Annotated in this window: 19 protein-coding genes; 10 read left to right on the top strand and 9 right to left on the bottom strand. The window is 70.5% G+C overall.

Annotated features, from left to right (window positions below; translation table 11 throughout):
* Positions 1–6 precede the first annotated feature (6 nt).
* Together P5G59_RS00770 and P5G59_RS00765 are read right to left on the bottom strand one after the other, a co-directional pair.
* On the bottom strand, positions 7–1,281 hold the full coding sequence (locus P5G59_RS00770; protein WP_301215056.1) for a type III PLP-dependent enzyme domain-containing protein: 1,275 nt from the start codon (positions 1,279–1,281) through the stop codon (positions 7–9).
* A gap of 15 nt (positions 1,282–1,296) precedes the next feature.
* Positions 1,297–2,652, bottom strand: coding sequence for an MFS transporter (locus P5G59_RS00765; protein WP_301215054.1), 1,356 nt, complete (start codon positions 2,650–2,652; stop codon positions 1,297–1,299).
* A gap of 158 nt (positions 2,653–2,810) precedes the next feature.
* On the opposite strand from P5G59_RS00765, the gene P5G59_RS00760 reads away from it, so the two are divergent.
* The 5 genes from P5G59_RS00760 to P5G59_RS00740 all read left to right on the top strand — a co-directional run bounded on the left by P5G59_RS00760 (position 2,811) and on the right by P5G59_RS00740 (position 6,489).
* Positions 2,811–3,548 carry a helix-turn-helix transcriptional regulator gene (locus tag P5G59_RS00760; protein WP_301215052.1) on the top strand — a complete coding sequence of 246 codons (738 nt, stop codon included), beginning with the start codon at positions 2,811–2,813 and terminating at the stop codon, positions 3,546–3,548.
* Positions 3,545–4,468 carry a sugar kinase gene (locus P5G59_RS00755; protein ID WP_301215050.1) on the top strand — a complete coding sequence of 308 codons (924 nt, stop codon included), beginning with the start codon at positions 3,545–3,547 and terminating at the stop codon, positions 4,466–4,468. Before P5G59_RS00760 ends, P5G59_RS00755 begins: the two co-directional genes overlap by 4 nt.
* Positions 4,465–5,121, top strand: a complete 657-nt coding sequence (locus tag P5G59_RS00750; protein ID WP_301215049.1) for a bifunctional 4-hydroxy-2-oxoglutarate aldolase/2-dehydro-3-deoxy-phosphogluconate aldolase — start codon at positions 4,465–4,467, stop codon at positions 5,119–5,121. Before P5G59_RS00755 ends, P5G59_RS00750 begins: the two co-directional genes overlap by 4 nt.
* Complete coding sequence (locus tag P5G59_RS00745) at positions 5,118–5,525, top strand: rhodanese-like domain-containing protein (RefSeq protein WP_301215047.1); 408 nt, start codon at positions 5,118–5,120, stop codon at positions 5,523–5,525. Before P5G59_RS00750 ends, P5G59_RS00745 begins: the two co-directional genes overlap by 4 nt.
* A gap of 412 nt (positions 5,526–5,937) precedes the next feature.
* Complete coding sequence (locus P5G59_RS00740; protein ID WP_301215045.1) at positions 5,938–6,489, top strand: hypothetical protein; 552 nt, start codon at positions 5,938–5,940, stop codon at positions 6,487–6,489.
* A 51-nt stretch (positions 6,490–6,540) separates the two neighbouring features.
* Here the strand turns inward: P5G59_RS00740 and P5G59_RS00735 are convergent, their stop codons facing one another.
* Complete coding sequence (locus P5G59_RS00735; RefSeq protein ID WP_301215043.1) at positions 6,541–7,875, bottom strand: coiled-coil domain-containing protein; 1,335 nt, start codon at positions 7,873–7,875, stop codon at positions 6,541–6,543.
* A 123-nt stretch (positions 7,876–7,998) separates the two neighbouring features.
* Positions 7,999–8,598, bottom strand: a complete 600-nt coding sequence (locus P5G59_RS00730; RefSeq protein WP_301215041.1) for an LON peptidase substrate-binding domain-containing protein — start codon at positions 8,596–8,598, stop codon at positions 7,999–8,001.
* 35 nt (positions 8,599–8,633) lie between these two features.
* On the opposite strand from P5G59_RS00730, the gene P5G59_RS00725 reads away from it, so the two are divergent.
* The gene (locus tag P5G59_RS00725; protein WP_301215040.1) at positions 8,634–9,131 is read left to right on the top strand and encodes a DUF427 domain-containing protein; all 498 of its coding nucleotides are present in this window, start codon (positions 8,634–8,636) and stop codon (positions 9,129–9,131) included.
* A gap of 448 nt (positions 9,132–9,579) precedes the next feature.
* Here P5G59_RS00725 and P5G59_RS00720 read toward each other — a convergent pair whose 3' ends face one another.
* Genes P5G59_RS00720 through P5G59_RS00710 form a run of 3 tightly spaced genes read right to left on the bottom strand, consistent with a single transcriptional unit; the run spans position 9,580 to position 11,869 of the window.
* On the bottom strand, positions 9,580–9,987 hold the full coding sequence (locus P5G59_RS00720) for a DUF6188 family protein (RefSeq protein ID WP_301215038.1): 408 nt from the start codon (positions 9,985–9,987) through the stop codon (positions 9,580–9,582).
* A 30-nt stretch (positions 9,988–10,017) separates the two neighbouring features.
* The gene (gene ychF, locus P5G59_RS00715; RefSeq protein WP_175338049.1) at positions 10,018–11,091 is read right to left on the bottom strand and encodes a redox-regulated ATPase YchF; all 1,074 of its coding nucleotides are present in this window, start codon (positions 11,089–11,091) and stop codon (positions 10,018–10,020) included.
* 31 nt (positions 11,092–11,122) lie between these two features.
* Positions 11,123–11,869: a class I SAM-dependent methyltransferase gene (locus tag P5G59_RS00710; protein ID WP_301215035.1), complete on the bottom strand. Its 747-nt coding sequence runs from the start codon at positions 11,867–11,869 to the stop codon at positions 11,123–11,125.
* Positions 11,870–12,055: 186 nt separating this feature from the next.
* Between P5G59_RS00710 and P5G59_RS00705 the strand changes: the two genes are divergently transcribed.
* Both P5G59_RS00705 and P5G59_RS00700 read left to right on the top strand, forming a co-directional pair.
* Complete coding sequence (locus tag P5G59_RS00705; protein ID WP_301215034.1) at positions 12,056–12,637, top strand: exonuclease domain-containing protein; 582 nt, start codon at positions 12,056–12,058, stop codon at positions 12,635–12,637.
* A 124-nt stretch (positions 12,638–12,761) separates the two neighbouring features.
* Positions 12,762–14,162, top strand: a complete 1,401-nt coding sequence (locus P5G59_RS00700) for a DNA recombination protein RmuC (RefSeq protein ID WP_301215032.1) — start codon at positions 12,762–12,764, stop codon at positions 14,160–14,162.
* Positions 14,163–14,252: 90 nt separating this feature from the next.
* On the opposite strand, the gene glpX is transcribed toward P5G59_RS00700, so the two are convergent.
* Entirely contained in the window at positions 14,253–15,254 is a 1,002-nt protein-coding gene (glpX, locus tag P5G59_RS00695; RefSeq protein WP_301215031.1) for a class II fructose-bisphosphatase, read from the bottom strand.
* A 254-nt stretch (positions 15,255–15,508) separates the two neighbouring features.
* Between glpX and fbaA the strand changes: the two genes are divergently transcribed.
* On the top strand, positions 15,509–16,537 hold the full coding sequence (gene fbaA / locus P5G59_RS00690; protein ID WP_301215030.1) for a class II fructose-bisphosphate aldolase: 1,029 nt from the start codon (positions 15,509–15,511) through the stop codon (positions 16,535–16,537).
* 66 nt (positions 16,538–16,603) lie between these two features.
* On the top strand, positions 16,604–17,230 hold the full coding sequence (locus tag P5G59_RS00685; protein WP_301215028.1) for a DUF6264 family protein: 627 nt from the start codon (positions 16,604–16,606) through the stop codon (positions 17,228–17,230).
* A 152-nt stretch (positions 17,231–17,382) separates the two neighbouring features.
* On the opposite strand, the gene P5G59_RS00680 is transcribed toward P5G59_RS00685, so the two are convergent.
* Positions 17,383–18,252 carry an SDR family oxidoreductase gene (locus P5G59_RS00680; protein ID WP_301215026.1) on the bottom strand — a complete coding sequence of 290 codons (870 nt, stop codon included), beginning with the start codon at positions 18,250–18,252 and terminating at the stop codon, positions 17,383–17,385.
* Positions 18,253–18,289: the final 37 nt, after the last annotated feature.

The raw sequence follows: 18,289 nt of genomic DNA, 5'->3' as shown, positions 1-18,289 counted from the left end.
CCCCCCTCAGAACCAGGTGCGGACGAGGTCCACCACCAGGTCGGACTCGGCGGACTCGACCACGGGCAGGATGCGCCACTTGTCGAACGCGGTGCACGGGTGCGAGAGGCCCAGCCGCACGACTGCTCCGATCGGCAGCGGCTGCTCGGTGCGCAGGTACGAGTGCTGGTCGTTCGTCGCCGAGAGGTGTCCGTCGAGCGGTCGCCAGGGCTCCGCGGCGTCGACCCGCCAGGCGCGAGGGATGGGCAGCCCCTCGTCGTACGGGAAGTCGCGCTTGCCGCCGTCGACCAGCGCGAGGCCGGGCTCCGGGGTCGACACCACGCGAGCGTAGCCGTGCATGGCGTTGACGAACCGCGGTGAACCCGGTCCGGCGGCGCCCTCGTCGAACGGCGAGATCCCGCGGTAGAACCCGTCGTCGTGCACGATGTACGCGCCGGAGCGCAGGGTGAAGTGCGTGCGCTCATCGCGGGCCGCGTCCTCCCACACGTCCGCGACGAGGTCGAAGTAGGCGCTGCCACCCGCGGTCACGTAGAGCTCGCCGTCGTCGTAGAGCGGCGCGAGCGCGGTGTGCAGCTCGAGCTGGGCGCGCAGGTAGGCGGTCACCGCGGCGAGCGCGGCCGGCGAGCGGTCGTGCCCGAGGCTGCCCTCGTATCCCGACACCCCCGCCAGCCGGAGCACCGGAGAGGCGGCGACGCGTTCGGCGACGGCCACCGCCTCCGCCTGCGACCGGGCGCCGGTGCGGCCGCCGGCGGCTCCGAGCTCGACGCAGACGTCGACGGGACGCGGCGCACCGGCCTCGCGGAGGCCGTGCTCCATCGCCTCGACCGTGGCGACGGAGTCGGCCCAGCTGACGAACCGGAAGCCCGGGTCGGCCAGCTGGCCCGCCAGCCACGCGAGCGACCGCGGGTCGACGGCCGCGTTGGCGAGCATGATCGACGACAGGCCGAGGTCGCGTCCCGTGCGCACCTGTCCCATCGTCGCGAGCGTGATGCCGAGGGCTCCGGCGTCCGTCTGCCGCTTCCAGAGCGCGGGGGCCATCGTCGTCTTGCCGTGCGGCATGAGGTCGAAGCCGCGTTCCGCGCACCAGGACGCCATGGTCGCGACGTTCGCGGTCATCGCGGCGTCGTCCAGGGCGATCAGCGGCGTCCAGAACTCGTCCAGGCGCGGGCCGGTCGCCAGGAACTCGCGCGTCGAGAGGCCTACGGCGCGGTCGGGCAGGCCCTTGTCCCGCGCCGTCAGCGTGTCCTGTGCCGTCGGCGGCGCGTCGTCGTCGCGGATCATCCCGGACTCCCCCTCCTAGCGGCTCTTCTTGGTGGCCGCGAGTTCGTGCAGCCGGCCCGCGCCCTCGACGTCGGGCCGGACCGACGCCACCAGCGTAGCGATCACACCCACGATGGAGATCACGGCGGCGTAGACCACGACGGGCCAGAACGAGCCGCCCGCGGCCGCGACCAGCGCGGTGCAGATGAGCGGAGCGAGGCCGCCGCCGAGGGTGTTCGACACCTGGTAGCCGATGTTGACACCGGTGGTCCGCGCCTCCGGGTCGAACATCTCCACGAGCAGGGTCGACAGGGTCGCCTGCATGGCGACGCCGAACAGCACGAAGCCGAGGATCTGGCCGAGCCAGATCAGCCACAGGTTGCCGGTGCTGAACAGCATGAACGCGGGATAGACCATCGCCGCGAAGCCGATGCAGCCGATGATGTAGACGGTGCGGCGCCCGATGCGGTCCGAGATCGCTCCCCACAGCGGGGCGACCACGATCTGCAGCAGGCCGACGATCATCGTGCCGGCGAAGCCCATCCACGCCGGGAGGTTCTTGTCCGACACCATGAAGGCGAGGCCGTAGGTGAGCACGACGTAGCCGGCGATCGACTGCGGCAGGCCGATGAGGATGCCCATGATCGCGTTCTTCGGGTGGCGGAACGCCTCGACGAGCGGGTTCGCCTTCTTGCCCGCCGCCGCGATCTGCAGCGCCTGCGTGTCGAGGAACTCCTCCGACTCCTCCAGGTGCCGGCGGAGCACGACGGCGGCGATGGCGAGCACGAGCGAGAACAGGAACGGCAGGCGCCAGCCCCACTGCAGGAACCAGGACTCGGGAGTGAGGCCGAGCCCCGCCATGAGCCCACCGGTGACGACGTTGGCGATGCCCGCGCCGGAGATCAGGAACGCGCCGTAGAGCCCGCGCTTGCCCGTGGGTGCGGCTTCGACCACCATGGTCGCCGCTCCGCCCATCTCGCCGCCGACGAAGAAGCCCTGCAGCAGGCGGAACAGCAGCAGGAGGAGCGGAGCCGCGATCCCGATGGCCTGGTCGGAGGGGATCAGGCCGATGGCCGTGGTGGCGAGCCCCATGCCGACGACCGTGCTCATCAGCACGGTCTTCCGGCCGACGCGGTCGCCGACCATCCCCCAGACGATGCCGCCGACCGGCCGCAGGAAGAACCCGACGGCGAAGGTCGCGAACGACGCCAGCTGGGCGACGACGGGGTCGTTCGCCGAGAAGAAGACCGCGGGGAACACCGCCGCCGAGGCGAGGCCGTACAGGTAGTAGTCGTAGTACTCGATCAGCGTGCCGATGGCACCGCCGGCGATAGTCTTGCGCTGCTTGGCGGTAAGACCCGGTGTCACTGGCGTTGCGGTCGCGGTCGTCATCCGACCCTCCTTGCTGGTGCGTAGTGGGGGGCGAGGGGGCCGGTACGTCGGTGTCCGGCCCTCGGCACTCGCCGTGGGGTGACGTCAAGCTAGCAGGCGGATAGACAATCTGTCCAACAATTGTATTATTTGTTCAGAGGTGGATGATGGAGAGCAGGATGGCAACGGAGACGTCGGAGTCGGAGACCGCGGCGACCGCAGTGACCGCTGCGCTCGCCGGTGAGGCTGCGCGTCAGACGTACGAGACCGCCGACGAAGTGCTGGCGCTGTACCGCCCGGTGATGCGGGCGCTCGCCGCCGCCGCCGGCCCCACCACCGAGGTCGTGCTGCACAACCTCGACGGCGCCGATGTCGACCTCGGCCACACGATCATGGCGATCGAGAACGGTCACGTCACCGGCCGCTCGGTCGGCGGCCCGTCGACCTCGCTCGGGCTGGACGTCCTGAAAGACCGCCGCGCCGACCACGACGCCTACGGCTACACCGGCTACACGAGCGACGGGCGAGAGCTGCGCTGCTCGTCGGTCTACTTCCACAACGCCGAGGGCGACATCATCGCCTCGCTGTGCGTCAACGTCGACCTGAGCCCGCTGCAGCAGGCGCGCAACATGCTCGCCGCGCTGCTGCCCGCGGAGCCGGCGGCGCCCGACGCCCCCCGGGAGCACATCGGGGCCGACCTGGTCTCCGTCATGGACTCGATGATCAGCGAGGCGATCCACGAGGCCGGCCGGCCGGTGGAGACCATGTCGCGGGACGACAAGATCGGCGTCCTGGAGCGGCTGGACCAGCGGGGCGCGACGCAGATGCGCAAGTCGATCGAGGCGATCGCGAAGCGGCTCGGGATCTCGCGGGTGACCGCCTACAACTACCTGGAAGAGGCGAGAGCACGACGATGAGCTCCGACACCGACGGCACCGTGCCCGCGCTGATCGCGCTCGGCGAGACGATGGTCCTCCTCGCCCCACCGGATGCGACCCGGCTGCACGACGCCGATCAGGTGCGTCTGACCATCGGCGGGGCCGAGTCCAATGTCGCCGCCCATGTGGCCGCGCTCGGGCATCACGCCGCGTGGATCGGCGCGTTGGGCGACGACGTCCTCGGCCGTCGCGTCCATCGCACGCTGACGGAGCTCGGCGTGGACACGCGCTGGGTCGTCTTCGACCCCGACGCCCCCACCGGCGTGTACTTCAAGGACCCGGGCCACGGCGTCCTCTACTACCGGACGGGCTCGGCGGCCTCGCGCATGACCGCGGACGACGTCGCGCACCTTCCCCTGGAGAGCGCCGCGATCGTCCACCTCTCCGGCATCACCCCCGCCCTCTCGGAAGGCTGCGCCGACCTGGTGGACGCGGTCATCGACCGCGTCCGGGGAGCCGGCCGCGGGGAGCTGAGCTTCGACGTGAACCACCGCGCCCCGCTGTGGGCGGCCGCGGACGCGGCGCCGGTGCTGCTCCGGTTGGCGAACCGGTCCGACATCGTGTTCGTCGGCCTCGACGAGGCGCACACCCTGTGGGGGTCCGACACCGCCGAGGACGTGCGCAGCCTCATCCCGGACCCCGCCCATCTGATCGTCAAGGACGGCGACGTGGGCGCGACGGAGTTCTCCGGGGGCGACACGGTCTTCGTGCCGGCGATCCCCACCGAGGTCGTCGAAGCCGTCGGCGCGGGCGACGCCTTCGCCGCGGGCTGGCTCGCCGCCCGGCTCGCCGGAGCCCCCGCCGAGGAGCGGCTGCGGGGCGGCCACCGGAGGGCGCATCTGGTGCTGCAGTCCACCGAGGACGTCGTGGGCATCGCACCGACCGAGGCTCTGGCGTGACCGTGACACCGACGACCGCAACCGACGAAGGGACGACCGTGGACAATTCGGGTTTCGAGGAGCTGTTCGACGGCTCGCCGCTGATGGCCATCCTGCGCGGGATGGGCGTGGAGCGCAGCCTCGCCGTCTCGACCACCGCGTGGGACCTCGGCATCGACGTCGTCGAGCTGCCGATCCAGTCCCCCGAGGACGTCGAGGCGCTGCGCGTGGTCGCGTCCGCCGCGAAGGAGCGCGGGAAGGTCGTCGGCGCAGGAACGGTCGTCTCTCCGGAGCATGTCGCTCAGGCGCTGGAGGCCGGTGCGGCGTTCACCGTCAGCCCCGGACTCGACCTCGACGTGGTCCGCGCGTCGCACGACGCCGGCCTGTTGAGCATGCCCGGCGTCGCGACCGCGAGCGAGGTGCAGCTGGCGATGAAGGCGGGACTCACCTGGCTGAAGGCCTTCCCCGCCTCCGTGCTCGGCACTGCGTGGCTGGGCGCGATGCGCGGCCCGTTCCCGCGGGCTCAGTTCGTGACGACCGGCGGCATGAGCGCTGCCAACGCGGCCGAGTACCTGCAGGCCGGCGCCCGGGTCGTCGCGGTCGGCTCCGCTCTCGAAGACCCCGCCCAGCTCCCCCGGCTCGCCGCCCTCCTCGACCCGGCGACGGCGTCGTGACCGACATCGCCGCACGGCTGGCCCACGTCGAGGCGCGCCTCGCGTATGAGATCGACGTGGTCGCGGCCGCCGCGGCGGTCGACTCCGGACGCGCGATCCTGGTCGACACGCGCAAGCTCGCATCCTGGGAGCACGGGCACATCGCGGGTGCGCTGCACCTGCCGACGACCACGATCGACGACCGGCTCGGCGAACTCCCCCGCGACCGCACCCTGATCGTCTACGGCTGGGGACCGGGATGCAACGGCGCCACCGGCACCGCCCGCACCCTCCTCGCGGCAGGGCTCGACGTCCGGGAGCTGCTCGGCGGCTACGAGTACTGGGTGCGCAACGGCTTCGCGGTCGAGGTGGACGGGGTGGTCACGCGGAACGTGCCGGATCCGCTGGTGACCGCGGAGGGCTGAAGGCCGGCTTCTGCACCCGCGAACGCTCCGCGCGACGGACGGAATCGACCGGCCGGCCTCGACGAGGGTCTCGTCCGCCCGCGGCTCGACCTCGTAGAACGAGGTCTCCAACGCCCGGACCCGGCGCGCAAGGTCGACACCGGCCTGTCCCGGGAATCGCTCTTCCACACGCTCAGAGCTCCGGCTCGGGAAATTGAACGCACCCTTTCCCGTATAGACGACGATCGCGTCATCCAACTCGTTCGCACTCATCCATCGACTCCACGGTAAGGCTGATGTCGCTTGCCGGGACGGGTCGCGGTCACGGTCGATCCCGCACGTCATGCTAGCGGTCCGATGATCTCCGTCGGCGGGATCCGCACACGGGTGCGGCGATGTCCGATGACGCTCGCGCGTTCTCCATCGTTGCGGTATGTCGCCGATCCTCGCAAAGCAGGTTCACCGTGAGCTGATAACGCAACTCGGGCCCGTCCTCGGGGAAGAGGGTTTCCGTCGGATCCGTCCTGGATCCACAGCCGCGTGGTGCAAGACCGTCGGTGAGCGGTTTCTCCTTGTGTGGGTGCAGGTGTCACGGTCGGGCGACCCGTTCGGCTGGCACGGAACCTCGCTCACCGTTGAGTTCGCGCTGAGCGATTCCACCGTGATCGGAAGCGGTCGCCCGCGGGAGCGGCTGACTCGCCTTCTGTCCCACGAGGAGCGGGAAGAGATCCGGCGCAATCAGAACGCGTTCATCAGCCGGCTCCCTCCGGCCCCGGCTGGAGTGCTCGCGCAACTTCCCGCTCCATTACGCTCGTCCTACCTGGCGCAGGGCGATCTGCGCACGGAACCGTATGGCGACAAGGAAGACGTCTGGCTGCGGTACGCCGACGCCCGCGACCTTCAGAGCTGGTTGCCGCTCCTGCAGAAGATGGTTCCCGCCGCAGCTCGCGAGGCCGAGATCCGTTTCACATCGGTCGGGAGCTAGACGTCGAAGCGGAGCTCCTCGCGATTCGTGGCGTCGGCCGGCAACTGCCCGTCACATCGGGTCGTTGACGTGCAGGTGGTTGCAGGTGTCGGAGAAGTCCTGGAAGTGGTGCAGCCCCGGTTCGTCGCCTGCGCTCATCCGGCACTGCCGCTGGCCCAGGCCCGAGCCGTACGGCATGAAGTTGTCGAGCGTCCGGATGAGGGCGAGCGCGTTGCTGTCGGCACCGTTGGTGGCCCGGCCGCCGAGGCTGTAGAAGTCGACCGCGTGGCCGCCGCCGTTCATGTAGTGCTGGGAGTAGATCCCGGCCCCCTCGATCTGGCCGGTGCAGCGCCGGTTGATGTCGCTGACGCCGACGCTCGAGAACATGTGCTCGGCGATCACCATCGCCTGGAGCACCGAGGTGTCGATACCGCAGTTCGGCACGGAGCGTCCCTCGGCGATCCATCGGATCTCGAAGATGTGATCGGGATAGGAGCCCACGAGCTGCCCTGAGTCGACGTAGCCCATGAGCTCCTGGGCGAGTGCCTGGGCGTCGGACGAGATCGGCCCGGCGTCGCCGGACTGGGCGCGGGCGCGAGCCGCAGCCGCCGCTGCCGCAGCCGCGGCGGCTCGGGCGGCGACCCCGGCCTGATACTGCTGCTCGGTGATCGCGGTGGCGCTCGTGAGCGAGGCGAGCTGCGCCTGGAGCTCGCCCTCGTGGGCGGTCTCCGCCTGCAGTGCCGCGATCATCTGCTTCTGGGCCTCTGCGGCTTTCTCGGCCTCCGCCTGGGCCTGCGCCGCGAGCGTGGTGAGCTCCTTCTTGGCGGCGTCGGCCTGGTCGCTCGCGGCTTTCGCCAGGTTGTCGTCCTGGGCGGCCTTGGCGTAGATGCCGTCGATGGTGGCCGTCAGCTTGCCCATGCTGCTGAGGCGGGAGAGGAGCACGCTCGCATCCTTGGAGCTGCTCGTGAACAGCGTCCCGGTGAGGTTCGTGCTGCCGGTGCGGGCCAGCCTCTCCGCGACCACCGCGGCCTCGTGATGCGAGGTCTCGGCCGCGGTCTTGAGAGTGGCCGAGCGAGCGGCGAGGCGGTCGGCCTCCTCCTTGCCCGCGGCGAGCGCGACCTGCGCGGCCTCGTTCTCCTTCTCGCGCTGGACGGCGAGATCCTGGGCCGCCTTGGTCTGGACTTTGAGGGTCTGGACCAGGTTCGTGATCGTGGTGACCTCGGCCTGCTTGGCCGCTTCGCTGGAGCGTGCGGCCTGCACGTCCGCCCACGACGGGTAGTTGTCGGCGTACGCCCTCGGAGCGGCCAGCCCTCCTCCGACGGCGACGACCGCGATGACGACGCCGATCGCGGCCAGCCTCCAGCCACGCACGACGGAGTGCGACGTTGCCGCGCGGCCTGAAGACATTCGGCATCCGAATCGTGGTCGAGGGTGTGGGGGGCGGAGGCGCCGTGGGCGACCTCGTTGATCGACGCTAACCGGGAGCGGACGGCATCCCGCTGCAACACGCCGCTGCGGTCGAGGGCTGCCTCAGCCGGCGGACCAGAGTTCCTCGGCCTCGAGGGTCAGGTCGATCAGCTGACGCAGGAGACCGCCCATCGATGTCGACTTCAACAGGGTGTACTTGTCGTACTCGCCCAGAGGAGCGATCGCCGCCAGTTGCCACACAGCGGCGACGGGATCCTCGGAAAGCTCGACGGCATCCGCATCCGGCTCCGCGACGCGGGCGATCACCCGGCGGACGATCGCCTCGGCCTCCGCTCGCAGGGGTGCGAGCGCCTCGGACCACTCCAGTTCCGGCAGCGTCGAGATCTCGGCCCGGGGGTACGGGTCGTCGTCGAGCCAGCGCTCGACCGTGAACCGGCGGGTGCCCACCCCGACGATGAGCAGGTCGTCGGCGCCCGCGGCGGCGCTGACAAGACGCGCCATCGTTCCGACCGAGGCGCGCTGGTCGCCTCCCCCGGCCTCGCTTCCGCGCTCGATGAGGACGACGCCGAACTCGAACTCCGGTTCGACCTCGTCGAGCAATCGCCCGACCAGCGTCAGATACCGCGGCTCGAACACGCGCAGCGGGATGGCCACACCGGGAAAGAGCACGGATCCGAGCGGGAACATCGCTGAGGCGGCCATACTCCAGTGAAGCACCGCGGACGTAGAGTGAACAGGTGCCCCGACCGCGCCCCGAGATCCCCGGACCGGGGCAGGAGTCTGTCTGGGACTACCCGCGGCCGCCCCGCGTCGAGAGCGTCGCCGCACCGGTGACGATCCGTCTGGGCGGCCAGCTCATCGCCGAGACCTGGGACGCCGTCCGGGTGCTCGAGACCAGCCATCCGCCGGTCTACTACCTCCCGATCGCGGACTTCGCGCCCGGCGCGCTGGCCGACGCCGACGGCACGTCATTCTGCGAGTTCAAGGGCACGGCACGGTATCTCGACGTGCGCGGCGGAGGCGAGGTGCGCCCCGCGTCCGCATGGAACTACCCGCACCCGTCGCCCGGGTACGAGTCGCTTCGAGACCGCGTCGCCGTCTACGCGCAGCAGATGGACGAGTGCACGGTCGGCGGCGAGGTCGTCACGCCCCAGCCCGGCGGCTACTACGGCGGCTGGATCACGAGAGCCGTCGTGGGGCCCTTCAAAGGGGTGCCGGGGTCGTTCGGGTGGTGAGCGACGGGGCTAAGTCGAGGCTGAAGCGCGCGATCTCCAGGACCAGACATACAGCCGGAACGCCGGCTGATCCTAAGTCGACTAGATCACGCGTATGCGTCCACGAACCGGATCCCCCGGCTGAAGGGGTCGGCCCGAAGCCGGTCGATGATCTCATCGTGCCTCCCGCGAAACGCCTCGGGAACGACGCGATCCCAGTCCTCGGCCCGCGGCAGCTAGAGAACGGGTGGTGACACACCCCAAGCCCCGATGAACACGTGCGAAGAGTGGCCCTCTCGGTACTCGACCAGTTCTCTTGCGACGGTTCGGATACTGAACGTCATCGACCCAACCTAGCCCGGCGACATCGCTGCTCGAGGTCGACGTCCGAATCCGACGGTTCGACTCATAGCCTTGATTATCCCGGCTATGGCGGTCCGGGTGCCCGCAAAGAAATCGACCGCGCGGGTCAGGACCAATCGGCGAGGCCTCCGCCTGGCATACACACGATGAGCAGCTTCTCCTCCGGGCCGTCCCAGGTCACCGAATACGCCTCGAAGTCGTCGTCGGGGGCGACTCGAAGCCACTGGTCGCCGCGGAACTCGACCCGAAGCACATCGGCGGTGATCGACGCTTCGCGCACCTGTGTTCCATAGAGACCAGCCAGAGGGGCGACGGACTCTGCGTTGCCCGGTATCGCCGTACGTTCCGTGCGTCCGTCGAAATAGACCAGCGGACACTCGATCCGGATGGCCAGTGATCCGTCGAGCACCAACGTCAAAGCGTGGTCGAACCTGACTTGGACCACGTCGCTGTCGGTGGCGAGCGTCCATCCCTCCCGGGTCCTCATCGGCATACTTGCAGGCGCCGCGGTCATGCGGTCAATCCAACCAAGAGTCCAGGTCAGCTATACGTTGAAGCGGAACTCGACCACGTCGCCGTCCTGCATGACGTAGTCCTTGCCCTCCATGCGGGCCTTGCCGCGGGAGCGGGCCTCGGCGATGCTTCCGGCGTCCATGAGGTCGTCGAAGGAGATGACCTCGGCCTTGATGAAGCCCTTCTCGAAGTCGGTGTGGATGACACCCGCCGCCTGCGGGGCCTTCGCGCCCTTCGGGATGGTCCAGGCGCGCGCCTCCTTCGGGCCGGCGGTCAGGTAGGTCTGAAGGCCCAGGGTGTCGAACCCGATGCGGGCGAGCTGGTCGAGGCCGGACTCCTCCTGGCCCGTGGAGGCGAGGAGCTCCGCGGCGTCGGCCGGGTCGAGGTCGATCAGCTCCGACTCGAGCTTGGCGTCGAGGAAGACCGCCTGGGCCGGGGCGACGAGGGCCGCCAGCTCGGCGCGGCGGGACTCGTCGGTGAGCACGTCCTCGTCGACGTTGAAGACGTAGATGAAGGGCTTCGCCGTGAGCAGGCCCAGCTCCTTGACCGGCTCGAGGTCGATCGTGGAGGTCGACAGCGGCTTGCCGTCGTTGAGGTAGGCGATCGCGGCGCGCGCGGTCTCCAGGACCACCGGCTCAAGCTTCCGGCCCTTCACCTCCTTCTCGTAACGCTGCTCCGCCTTCTCGAGCGTCTGCAGGTCGGCGAGGATGAGCTCGGTGTTGATGGTCTCCATGTCGCCGGCGGGGTCGGTCTTGCCCGCGACGTGCACGACGTCCGCGTCGCTGAAGCCGCGCACCACCTGGGCGATCGCGTCGGCCTCGCGGATGTTGGCGAGGAACTTGTTGCCGAGGCCCTCGCCCTCGCTCGCGCCCTTGACGATCCCGGCGATGTCGACGAACGATACCGGGGCGGGGACGATCCGCTCACTGTGGAACAGCTCGGCCAGGCGGTCGAGGCGCGGGTCGGGCAGGTTCACCACGCCGACGTTCGGCTCGATGGTCGCGAACGGGTAGTTCGCCGCCAGAGCGTCGTTCTTGGTCAGCGCGTTGAACAGGGTGGACTTGCCCACATTGGGCAGCCCGACGATTCCGATAGTGAGAGCCACGGTCGTCCATCCTACTTGGGGGCCGGTCGGATCACGCTCCGAGAGCCGTGCGGTACGAGCGCGTGACGTACGGCAGCTCGATCACGTCGTGCCCGGCCAGGTCGGGGTGCTCGCGCAGCAGCCGGCGGAGCGATTGGATGACGGCGGCCTGCGCATCCGCATCCTTCGTGATGAAGTAACTGCGCGACCGGGCGAGGTCGAGCAGCCCGTCGTGCGTCAGCGGCTGCACCCAGCTGGTCTGGTGCTTCTCGAGCGGACCGAACGGCGCGGGGACGACGGGCTCGCTCTCGTCGTCGAAGGCGGCGGTGCCGGCGTCCATGAGCTGGCCGAGTTCCCGCACCCAGCCGACGCTCTCGTCGCGCTCGTTCCAGATCAGCCCGAGCCGGCCGCCCGGACGGAGCACACGCGCAACCTCGGGGACCGCCAGGTCGGCATCCACCCAGTGCCAGGCCTGGGCGACGACGACCAGCCCGAAGGCCCCGTCGGGCGTCGGGATGCGTTCCGCCGTGCCCTCCATCGCCTCCACCCCGGGCAGCCGGTCGCGCAGCACCCGCAGCATCTCGGGCGACGGATCGACCGCGGTCACGTCCCTGCCCCGCTCGACGAGAGCCGCGGTCAGTTTGCCGGTGCCTGCTCCCAGGTCGAGCACCGGACCCTCGACGCCGTCGAGGAGCCAGCTGACCGCGTCCGCCGGATAGGACGGACGGGACGCGTCGTAGACGTCGGCCGCCCGGTCGAAGGAGGCTGCGTGGAGGTCGCGCTGCTGTCGGGGTCGCATGTCGCCGATGCTACGCGGCGGCACCGCGACCCGCCCGGAATCCTCGGCGAGCTGCACGTAGTGGTCGATATTCAAGGCGGATTCCGACCACGACGTGCAACTCGATCCCGGCGCGACGACCACGGAAGCGCGCGGCGCGCGGGCGGGATGCGCGGCGGCGTCGGTGGGCCGTGTGAGAGTGGCGACGTGAGCCTGAACTTCACCGCCATCGACTTCGAGACCGCCAACTCCTCCCCCGCGTCGGCCTGCTCGGTCGGCCTGGTGAAGGTCAGAGACGGCAAGGTGGTCGATCGGGCGGGGTGGTTCATCCGGCCGCCGCTCGGGCACGACCAGTTCCAGGAGTGGAACGTGCGCATCCACGGCATTCGCCCGGAGCAGGTGGCGGACGCGGCCGGCTGGGTGGACCAGCTCGCCGACCTGGTGGAGTTCGCGGAGGACGACCACCTCGTGGCGCACAACGCGGGATTCGACATGGGCGTGATCCGCGCGGCCTGCGCTGCGACGTTCGTGGCCTGCCCGGAGTACAGCTACCTGTGCAGCCTTCAGGTCGCCCGGCGCACCTACACTCTCGACTCGTACCGGCTTCCGGTCGCTGCGATGGCGGCCGGGTTCGACGGCTTCCAGCACCACGACGCCCTGGCCGACGCGGAGGCGTGCGCGGCCATCGTCATCCACGCCGCGCGCCACCACGAGGCGGCGACGGTCGAAGACCTCGCCGGCCTGACCGGCGCGCGACTCGGCCGCATCGGCATCCCCGTCGCCGCCTGATCGGTCGATCGAGTGGCGACATCTTGTCGCAACTCGGCACGGATTCGTGCATCTTCTCACCCCTCGACGGGACGCGCGGGGCGCGGAAGGACGCAGTGTCGGAGGGGGCTGACACACTGAGGGCATGGACATCCTCGCCCTTCTCCTCGGCCTTCTGATCGGCCTCGTCGCCGGCGCCGTCGGCGGCGGCTTCGCGGTGGCGAAGCTCCTGCGCTCGCGCACCGCCGCCGAGCCCGCCGCGCCGACGGTCGACCCGGCCGTCCTGGCGGCGCAGCACCAGGCGGAACTCGCCGAGGTGCGGGCGGCCGAGGCCGCGGTGCAGGCGGAGATCCGCGCCGACCTCGCCGGGGCGCAGAGCCGCGTCGACGCGCTGCAGGAGCAGCTCGTGGCCGCCCAGCAGCAGTACCGCGAGACGGTGGAGCGACACCGCGCCGAGACCGAGGCTCAGGCCGAACGGGAGCGTGCGGAGAGCAAGGTGCTGCAGGCGCTCGCCCCCGTGCGCGAGAGCCTGACAGACATGCAGCGCAAGGTCGTCGAGCTGGAGACGCAGCGCAACCAGCAGCACGGGCAGCTCGCCCAGCAGCTGCGGTCGGCGGCGGAGTCGGAGGAGCGACTGCGCAGCACCGCGGAGGCCCTGGCATCCGCGCTCCGGTCGAACAGCACCCGCGGTGTGTGGGGCGAGACCCAGCTGCGCAGCGTCGTGGAGGCCGCGGGACTGCTCGAGCGCGTGGACTTCGATGTGCAGTCGAGCATCCACTCGGAGTCCGGCGCGGGCCGGCCCGACATGATCATCCGGCTTCCCGGCGGCAAGAGCATCGCGCTCGACGCGAAGGTGCCGTTCAACGCCTACCTGGAGGCCAGTCAGATCCCGGCGACCGCCACCGGTCCGGAAGGCGCTCAGCGCGAGGCGCTGCTCAAGCAGCACGTCAAGGCCGTGCGCGACCACATCACGACGCTGGGCAACAAGGCGTACTGGACCGGGCTGGAGTCTTCGCCCGAGTTGGTCATCGCGTTCATCCCCAGCGAGTCGCTGGTGTCGTCCGCGCTCGAGGCCGACCCGTCGATCATGGAGTTCGCGTTCGGCAAGCGCGTCGCGCTGGCCTCCCCCGTGACGCTGTGGTCGGTGCTCAAGACGGTCGCGTTCAGCTGGCAGCAGGATGTGCTGACGCAGGAGGCGAAGCAGCTGTTCGACCTGAGCCGCACGCTCTACAGCCGACTGTCGACGACCGCGGGCCACATCGAGAAGCTGGGCCGGTCGCTGGAGCGCACGGTCAAGGACTACAACGGCTTCGTCGGATCCTTCGAGCGCCAGGTCTTCCCGGCCGCGCGCAAGCTGAACGCCCTCGACGAGTCGAAGGTGATCGGTGTGATGGAGGGCATCGAGGAGGCTCCGCGCGAGCTCACCGCCTTCGAGCTCGTGAGCGAGCTGGAGCCGCGCGACCTGCACGGCATCGACACGTTCGCGCTCGAAGAGAAGGAGCGCGGCCGTGCCGCCACCGACGCCGAGGAGCCCGGGGTCGCGTAGCAGCGCGGATTCGTGACGAATCGCGACCGTTCGTCACGAATCGCGGCGATTCGCCACGAATCGCGACCATCCGTCACGAAAGGCGGCGGGTCAGAGCTGGTCGGGCTCCAGCCACTTCTCGGCGAGGTGGTCGGCGATCACCCGGCGGGCGGTGCCCGACTTCGAGCGCAGCACGATCGACTCGGTGCGGATGATCGGGCCCTTCCGGCGCACGCCCTCGACCAGACCGCCGTCGGTCACGCCGGTGGCGACGAAGAACGTGTTGTCCCCCTGCACCAGGTCGTCGGCGCTCAGGATGGTGTCCATCTTCAGCCCCGCGGCGATCCCCTTGGCCCGCTCCTCGTCGTCGCTCGGCGCCAGCATGCCCTGCATGAAGCCGCCGAGGGCCTTGATCGCCGCCGCCGTGATCACACCCTCCGGGCTGCCGCCGATACCGACGCACATGTCGATCCGCGACTCGTACCGGGCCGCGTTGATGCCGCCCGCGACGTCGCCGTCGAGCAGCAGCCGCGTCCCCGCTCCCGCCGCGCGGATCTCCTCGATCAGCTCCTCGTGCCGCGGCCGGTCGAGCACCGCCACCCGGATCTCCGAGACCGGCTTGCCCAGCGCCTTCGCCAGTGCACGGATGTTCTCCCCGATCGACTGCGACAGGTCCACGACACCGTGTCCCGCCGGGCCGGTCACGATCTTGTTCATGCGGAACACGCTCGACGCGTCCAGCATCGACCCCCGGTCGGAGACCGCGATCACCGACAGCGCGTTCTGACGGCCCGCCGCGGTCAGCGAGGTGCCGTCGATCGGGTCGACCGCGATGTCCACCGCCGGTCCCCGCCCGTTGCCGACGTGCTCGCCGTTGAACAGCATGGGCGCGTGGTCCTTCTCGCCCTCGCCGATCACGATCACGCCGTCGAAGTTGACCGTCCCGAGGAACTTGCGCATCGCATCCACCGCAGCACCGTCGGCCGCGTTCTTGTCGCCGCGCCCGATCCACGGAGTCGCGCGGATGGCCGCCGCCTCGGTCGCCCGCACCAACTCCATCGCGAGGTTCCGGTCCGGGTGCGTGAAGTGGGATGCGGTGTCGGTGCTGGTCATGATGGGTCCTCCCGGACGGATTCGGAACGTCGTCGTCGATCCCGGCTCGGCGTGCCCGTCCCGCCGGCGCACCGGCCGGGCGGCGTCTGCGGCCGGACGCTGCCAGTGTATCCGCGGCCCCGCGCGGCGTGAGGAGTTATGCACGGACGTTCACGCGGCGTGAGCACGCGGCCCGCCCCGGACCCGCCCCGGACCCGCTCCGGGCGCGCCGGTATGATGAGGGCGTTCGACACACCGATCCCCAAGGAGCTGCAATGCCCATCGCCACGCCGGACCAGTACGCAGAGATGCTCGACAGAGCGAAGGCCGGCGGCTTCGCCTACCCCGCGTTCAACGTGTCGTCGTCGCAGACGATCAACGCGGTCCTGCAGGGGCTCACCGAAGCGGGCAGCGACGGCATCATCCAGGTCACGACCGGCGGCGCCGACTACTTCGCCGGTCAGAGCGTGAAGGCGCGCGCCACCGGTGCGCTTGCCTTCGCCAAGTTCGCCACCGAGGTCGCCAAGAACTACCCCATCACCGTCGCGCTGCACACGGACCACTGCCCGAAGAACGCCCTCGACGACTTCGTACTGCCGCTCATCGCCGCCTCCGAGGAGGAGGTGAAGGCCGGGCGCAACCCGATCTTCCAGTCCCACATGTGGGACGGCTCGGCGGTGCCCCTCGACGAGAACCTCGAGATCGCGCAGCAGATGCTCAAGCGCACCAAGGCCATCAACGCCATCCTCGAGGTCGAGATCGGCGTCGTCGGCGGCGAGGAGGACGGCGTCCGTCACGAGGGCTCCAACGAGGCCCTCTACACGACCCTCGCCGACGCCGAGAAGGCCGTCGACGCGCTCGGCCTGGGCGAGAACGGCCGCTACATGGCCGCCCTCACCTTCGGCAACGTGCACGGCGTCTACAAGCCCGGAAACGTCAAGCTGCGTCCGGAGCTGCTGAAGGAGATCCAGGACGGCCTGGCCGCCAAGTACGGCACCGGCCCGAAGCCGCTCGACCTGGTCTTCCACGGCGGTTCCGGCTCGACCGACGAGGAGATCGCCGAGGCGGTGCGCAACGGCGTCGTGAAGATGAACATCGACACCGACACCCAGTACGCCTTCACCCGCTCCATCGCCGGCTACATGTTCCAGAACTACGACGGCGTCCTCAAGGTGGACGGCGACGTCGGCAACAAGAAGCTGTACGACCCGCGCGCGTGGGGGAAGGTGGCGGAGTCCGCCATGGCCCAGCGCGTCGTCGAGGCCACGCAGCAGCTCGGCTCGGCCGGACACTCCGGCAAGTAGGCCGCACGGGCGGCGGGGCATCCCCGCCGCCCGCACCACCATCCAGATCAGCAAGGAGCCGCCGGCATGGCCGAGCAGGAACAGCAGCCGGACGACCGGCCGCGGCCCCGGTACGGCGAGCTCGCGCCGCCCGGGTGGGTGTGGCATCCGCCGGAGGACGCTGACCGGCTCGACACCTCACGGCGCGTCGCCGAGGACGACACGGACGCGCCGCAGCAGCCGTCGCCGGCCGCGCCGTACGGCGGTCCTGGTCCGTCCGATGGCCCGTACTACAGCCAGAACGCCCGGCCCGAGCGGCCTGCGCCGACCTGGAATCTGACCCTCACCATCCTGCTGACCGTGTTCGGCTTCTTCGGGATGTCGTACTCGATCGCCACCTTGCAGGCGATCCCCGCGTCGATGCAGCTGCTGCACAGCACCAACAACCTCGGCCAGTACACGCCTGCGCCGGTCGTCGGCTCGCTGGTGTTCGCCGGCTCGATCACGATGGCCGCTGTCTGGGCCGTCTCGGCGGGCATCGCCGCGTGGCTGCTGGTGAAGCGCCGCCTGGCGTTCTGGGTGCCGCTGGTCGCGGGCATCGTGGCGATGGTGGCGCTGCTCATCTTCGCCGGGGCCGTGCTCGCGACCGACCCGGTGCTGCTCGGTTTCTACAGCGGGACCACGCCCCCGACCTCCCCCAGCCCGACCCCCTGACCCGCGAGTGACTACTGCGCTGCGGAACGACTGCGGCGCCGCGCGCGCCCGCAGACGTTACGGGAGGCCGCAGTCGCGCCCCGCAGGAGCACCGAGCCGCATCGCGTCGGCGCCGGCGGGGCCGACCCCACCGGCGCCGACGCGGTCGCGCGTCAGGCGGCGGACGCCTCGCGCGCCTTCGCGAGCCCCTCGCTGAGCGAGGTGGTCGGGCGGCCGATCAGCTCGGCGAGCGTCGGCGACGCCTCCCCGAGCAGCCCGTCGCGGATGTTGCCGTCGAGCGCGACGACGAAGCCGACCGTGCCCTCGTCGAGCCCGGCTGCGGTGAGCGCGGCCGCGTGCTCCTCCGGCGAGACCGGGCGGTAGACGACGTCGCGCCCGAGCAGTTCGGAGGCGACGGCGGCGAGCTCGTCGAACGTCCAGGCGACGTCGCCGCTCAGCTCGTAGACGGCGCCCTCGTGGCCCGGAGTCGTCAGCACGACCGCGGTGGCCTCCGCGTAGTCGGCGCGCGGCGCGCTCGCAACCCGCCCCTCGCCTGCGCTGCCCACGATCTCGCCGGTCGCCGCCGCCTGGTCGAGGGTGCCGACGTAGTTCTCGGTGTACCAGTTGTTGCGCAGGATGGTCGTCGGCAGGCCGGAGGCCGCGAGCAGACGCTCGGTCTCCGCGTGCTCCGGCGCGAGGATGAGCGCGGTGTCGCTGGCCTTCGGCGCGCTCGTGTAGACGATGCGGCCGACTCCGGCGCGCACGGCCGCGTCGATGGCGTTGCGGTGCTGCGGGATGCGGTTGCCCACCTCCGAGCCGGACACCAGGAGCAGCGCGTCGGCGCCGCGGAAGGCCTCGTCGAGCGTCTCGGGGCGCTCGAAGTCGATGACCGCGGTCTCGACGCCGCGCTCGGCGAGAGGCGCGAGACGCTCGGCGCGACGGCCGAGGGCGCGGATGTCGGCAGCGGGGACGCCGCGCTCGAGCAGGGACTCGACGACGAGACGGCCGAGGTGGCCGGTTGCTCCGGTGACGACGATGGTCATGGGGGATCCTTTCGATCGGTTACTTCAGCGGCAACCG

It is taken from the genome of Leifsonia virtsii, from assembly GCF_030433675.1.
Taxonomy (GTDB): Bacteria; Actinomycetota; Actinomycetes; order Actinomycetales; family Microbacteriaceae; genus Leifsonia; species Leifsonia virtsii.
The sequence above is the reverse complement of the archived record's forward strand: the minus strand, read 5'-3'. Positions and strand labels throughout refer to the sequence as shown.

Excerpts from the sequence above, each read along its gene's own strand:
- P5G59_RS00765 (WP_301215054.1), bottom strand. The coding sequence starts at position 2,652 with ATGACGACCGCGACCGCAACGCCAGTGACACCGGGTCTTACCGCCAAG.
- P5G59_RS00710 (WP_301215035.1), bottom strand. The coding sequence starts at position 11,869 with ATGCGACCCCGACAGCAGCGCGACCTCCACGCAGCCTCCTTCGACCGG.
- P5G59_RS00760 (WP_301215052.1), top strand. The coding sequence starts at position 2,811 with ATGGCAACGGAGACGTCGGAGTCGGAGACCGCGGCGACCGCAGTGACC.
- glpX (WP_301215031.1), bottom strand. The coding sequence starts at position 15,254 with ATGACCAGCACCGACACCGCATCCCACTTCACGCACCCGGACCGGAAC.
- P5G59_RS00755 (WP_301215050.1), top strand. The coding sequence starts at position 3,545 with ATGAGCTCCGACACCGACGGCACCGTGCCCGCGCTGATCGCGCTCGGC.
- fbaA (WP_301215030.1), top strand. The coding sequence starts at position 15,509 with ATGCCCATCGCCACGCCGGACCAGTACGCAGAGATGCTCGACAGAGCG.
- P5G59_RS00730 (WP_301215041.1), bottom strand. The coding sequence starts at position 8,598 with ATGGCCGCCTCAGCGATGTTCCCGCTCGGATCCGTGCTCTTTCCCGGT.
- P5G59_RS00685 (WP_301215028.1), top strand. The coding sequence starts at position 16,604 with ATGGCCGAGCAGGAACAGCAGCCGGACGACCGGCCGCGGCCCCGGTAC.
- P5G59_RS00735 (WP_301215043.1), bottom strand. The coding sequence starts at position 7,875 with ATGTCTTCAGGCCGCGCGGCAACGTCGCACTCCGTCGTGCGTGGCTGG.
- P5G59_RS00680 (WP_301215026.1), bottom strand. The coding sequence starts at position 18,252 with ATGACCATCGTCGTCACCGGAGCAACCGGCCACCTCGGCCGTCTCGTC.
- P5G59_RS00720 (WP_301215038.1), bottom strand. The coding sequence starts at position 9,987 with ATGACCGCGGCGCCTGCAAGTATGCCGATGAGGACCCGGGAGGGATGG.
- P5G59_RS00700 (WP_301215032.1), top strand. The coding sequence starts at position 12,762 with ATGGACATCCTCGCCCTTCTCCTCGGCCTTCTGATCGGCCTCGTCGCC.
- P5G59_RS00740 (WP_301215045.1), top strand. The coding sequence starts at position 5,938 with ATGTCGCCGATCCTCGCAAAGCAGGTTCACCGTGAGCTGATAACGCAA.
- P5G59_RS00770 (WP_301215056.1), bottom strand. The coding sequence starts at position 1,281 with ATGATCCGCGACGACGACGCGCCGCCGACGGCACAGGACACGCTGACG.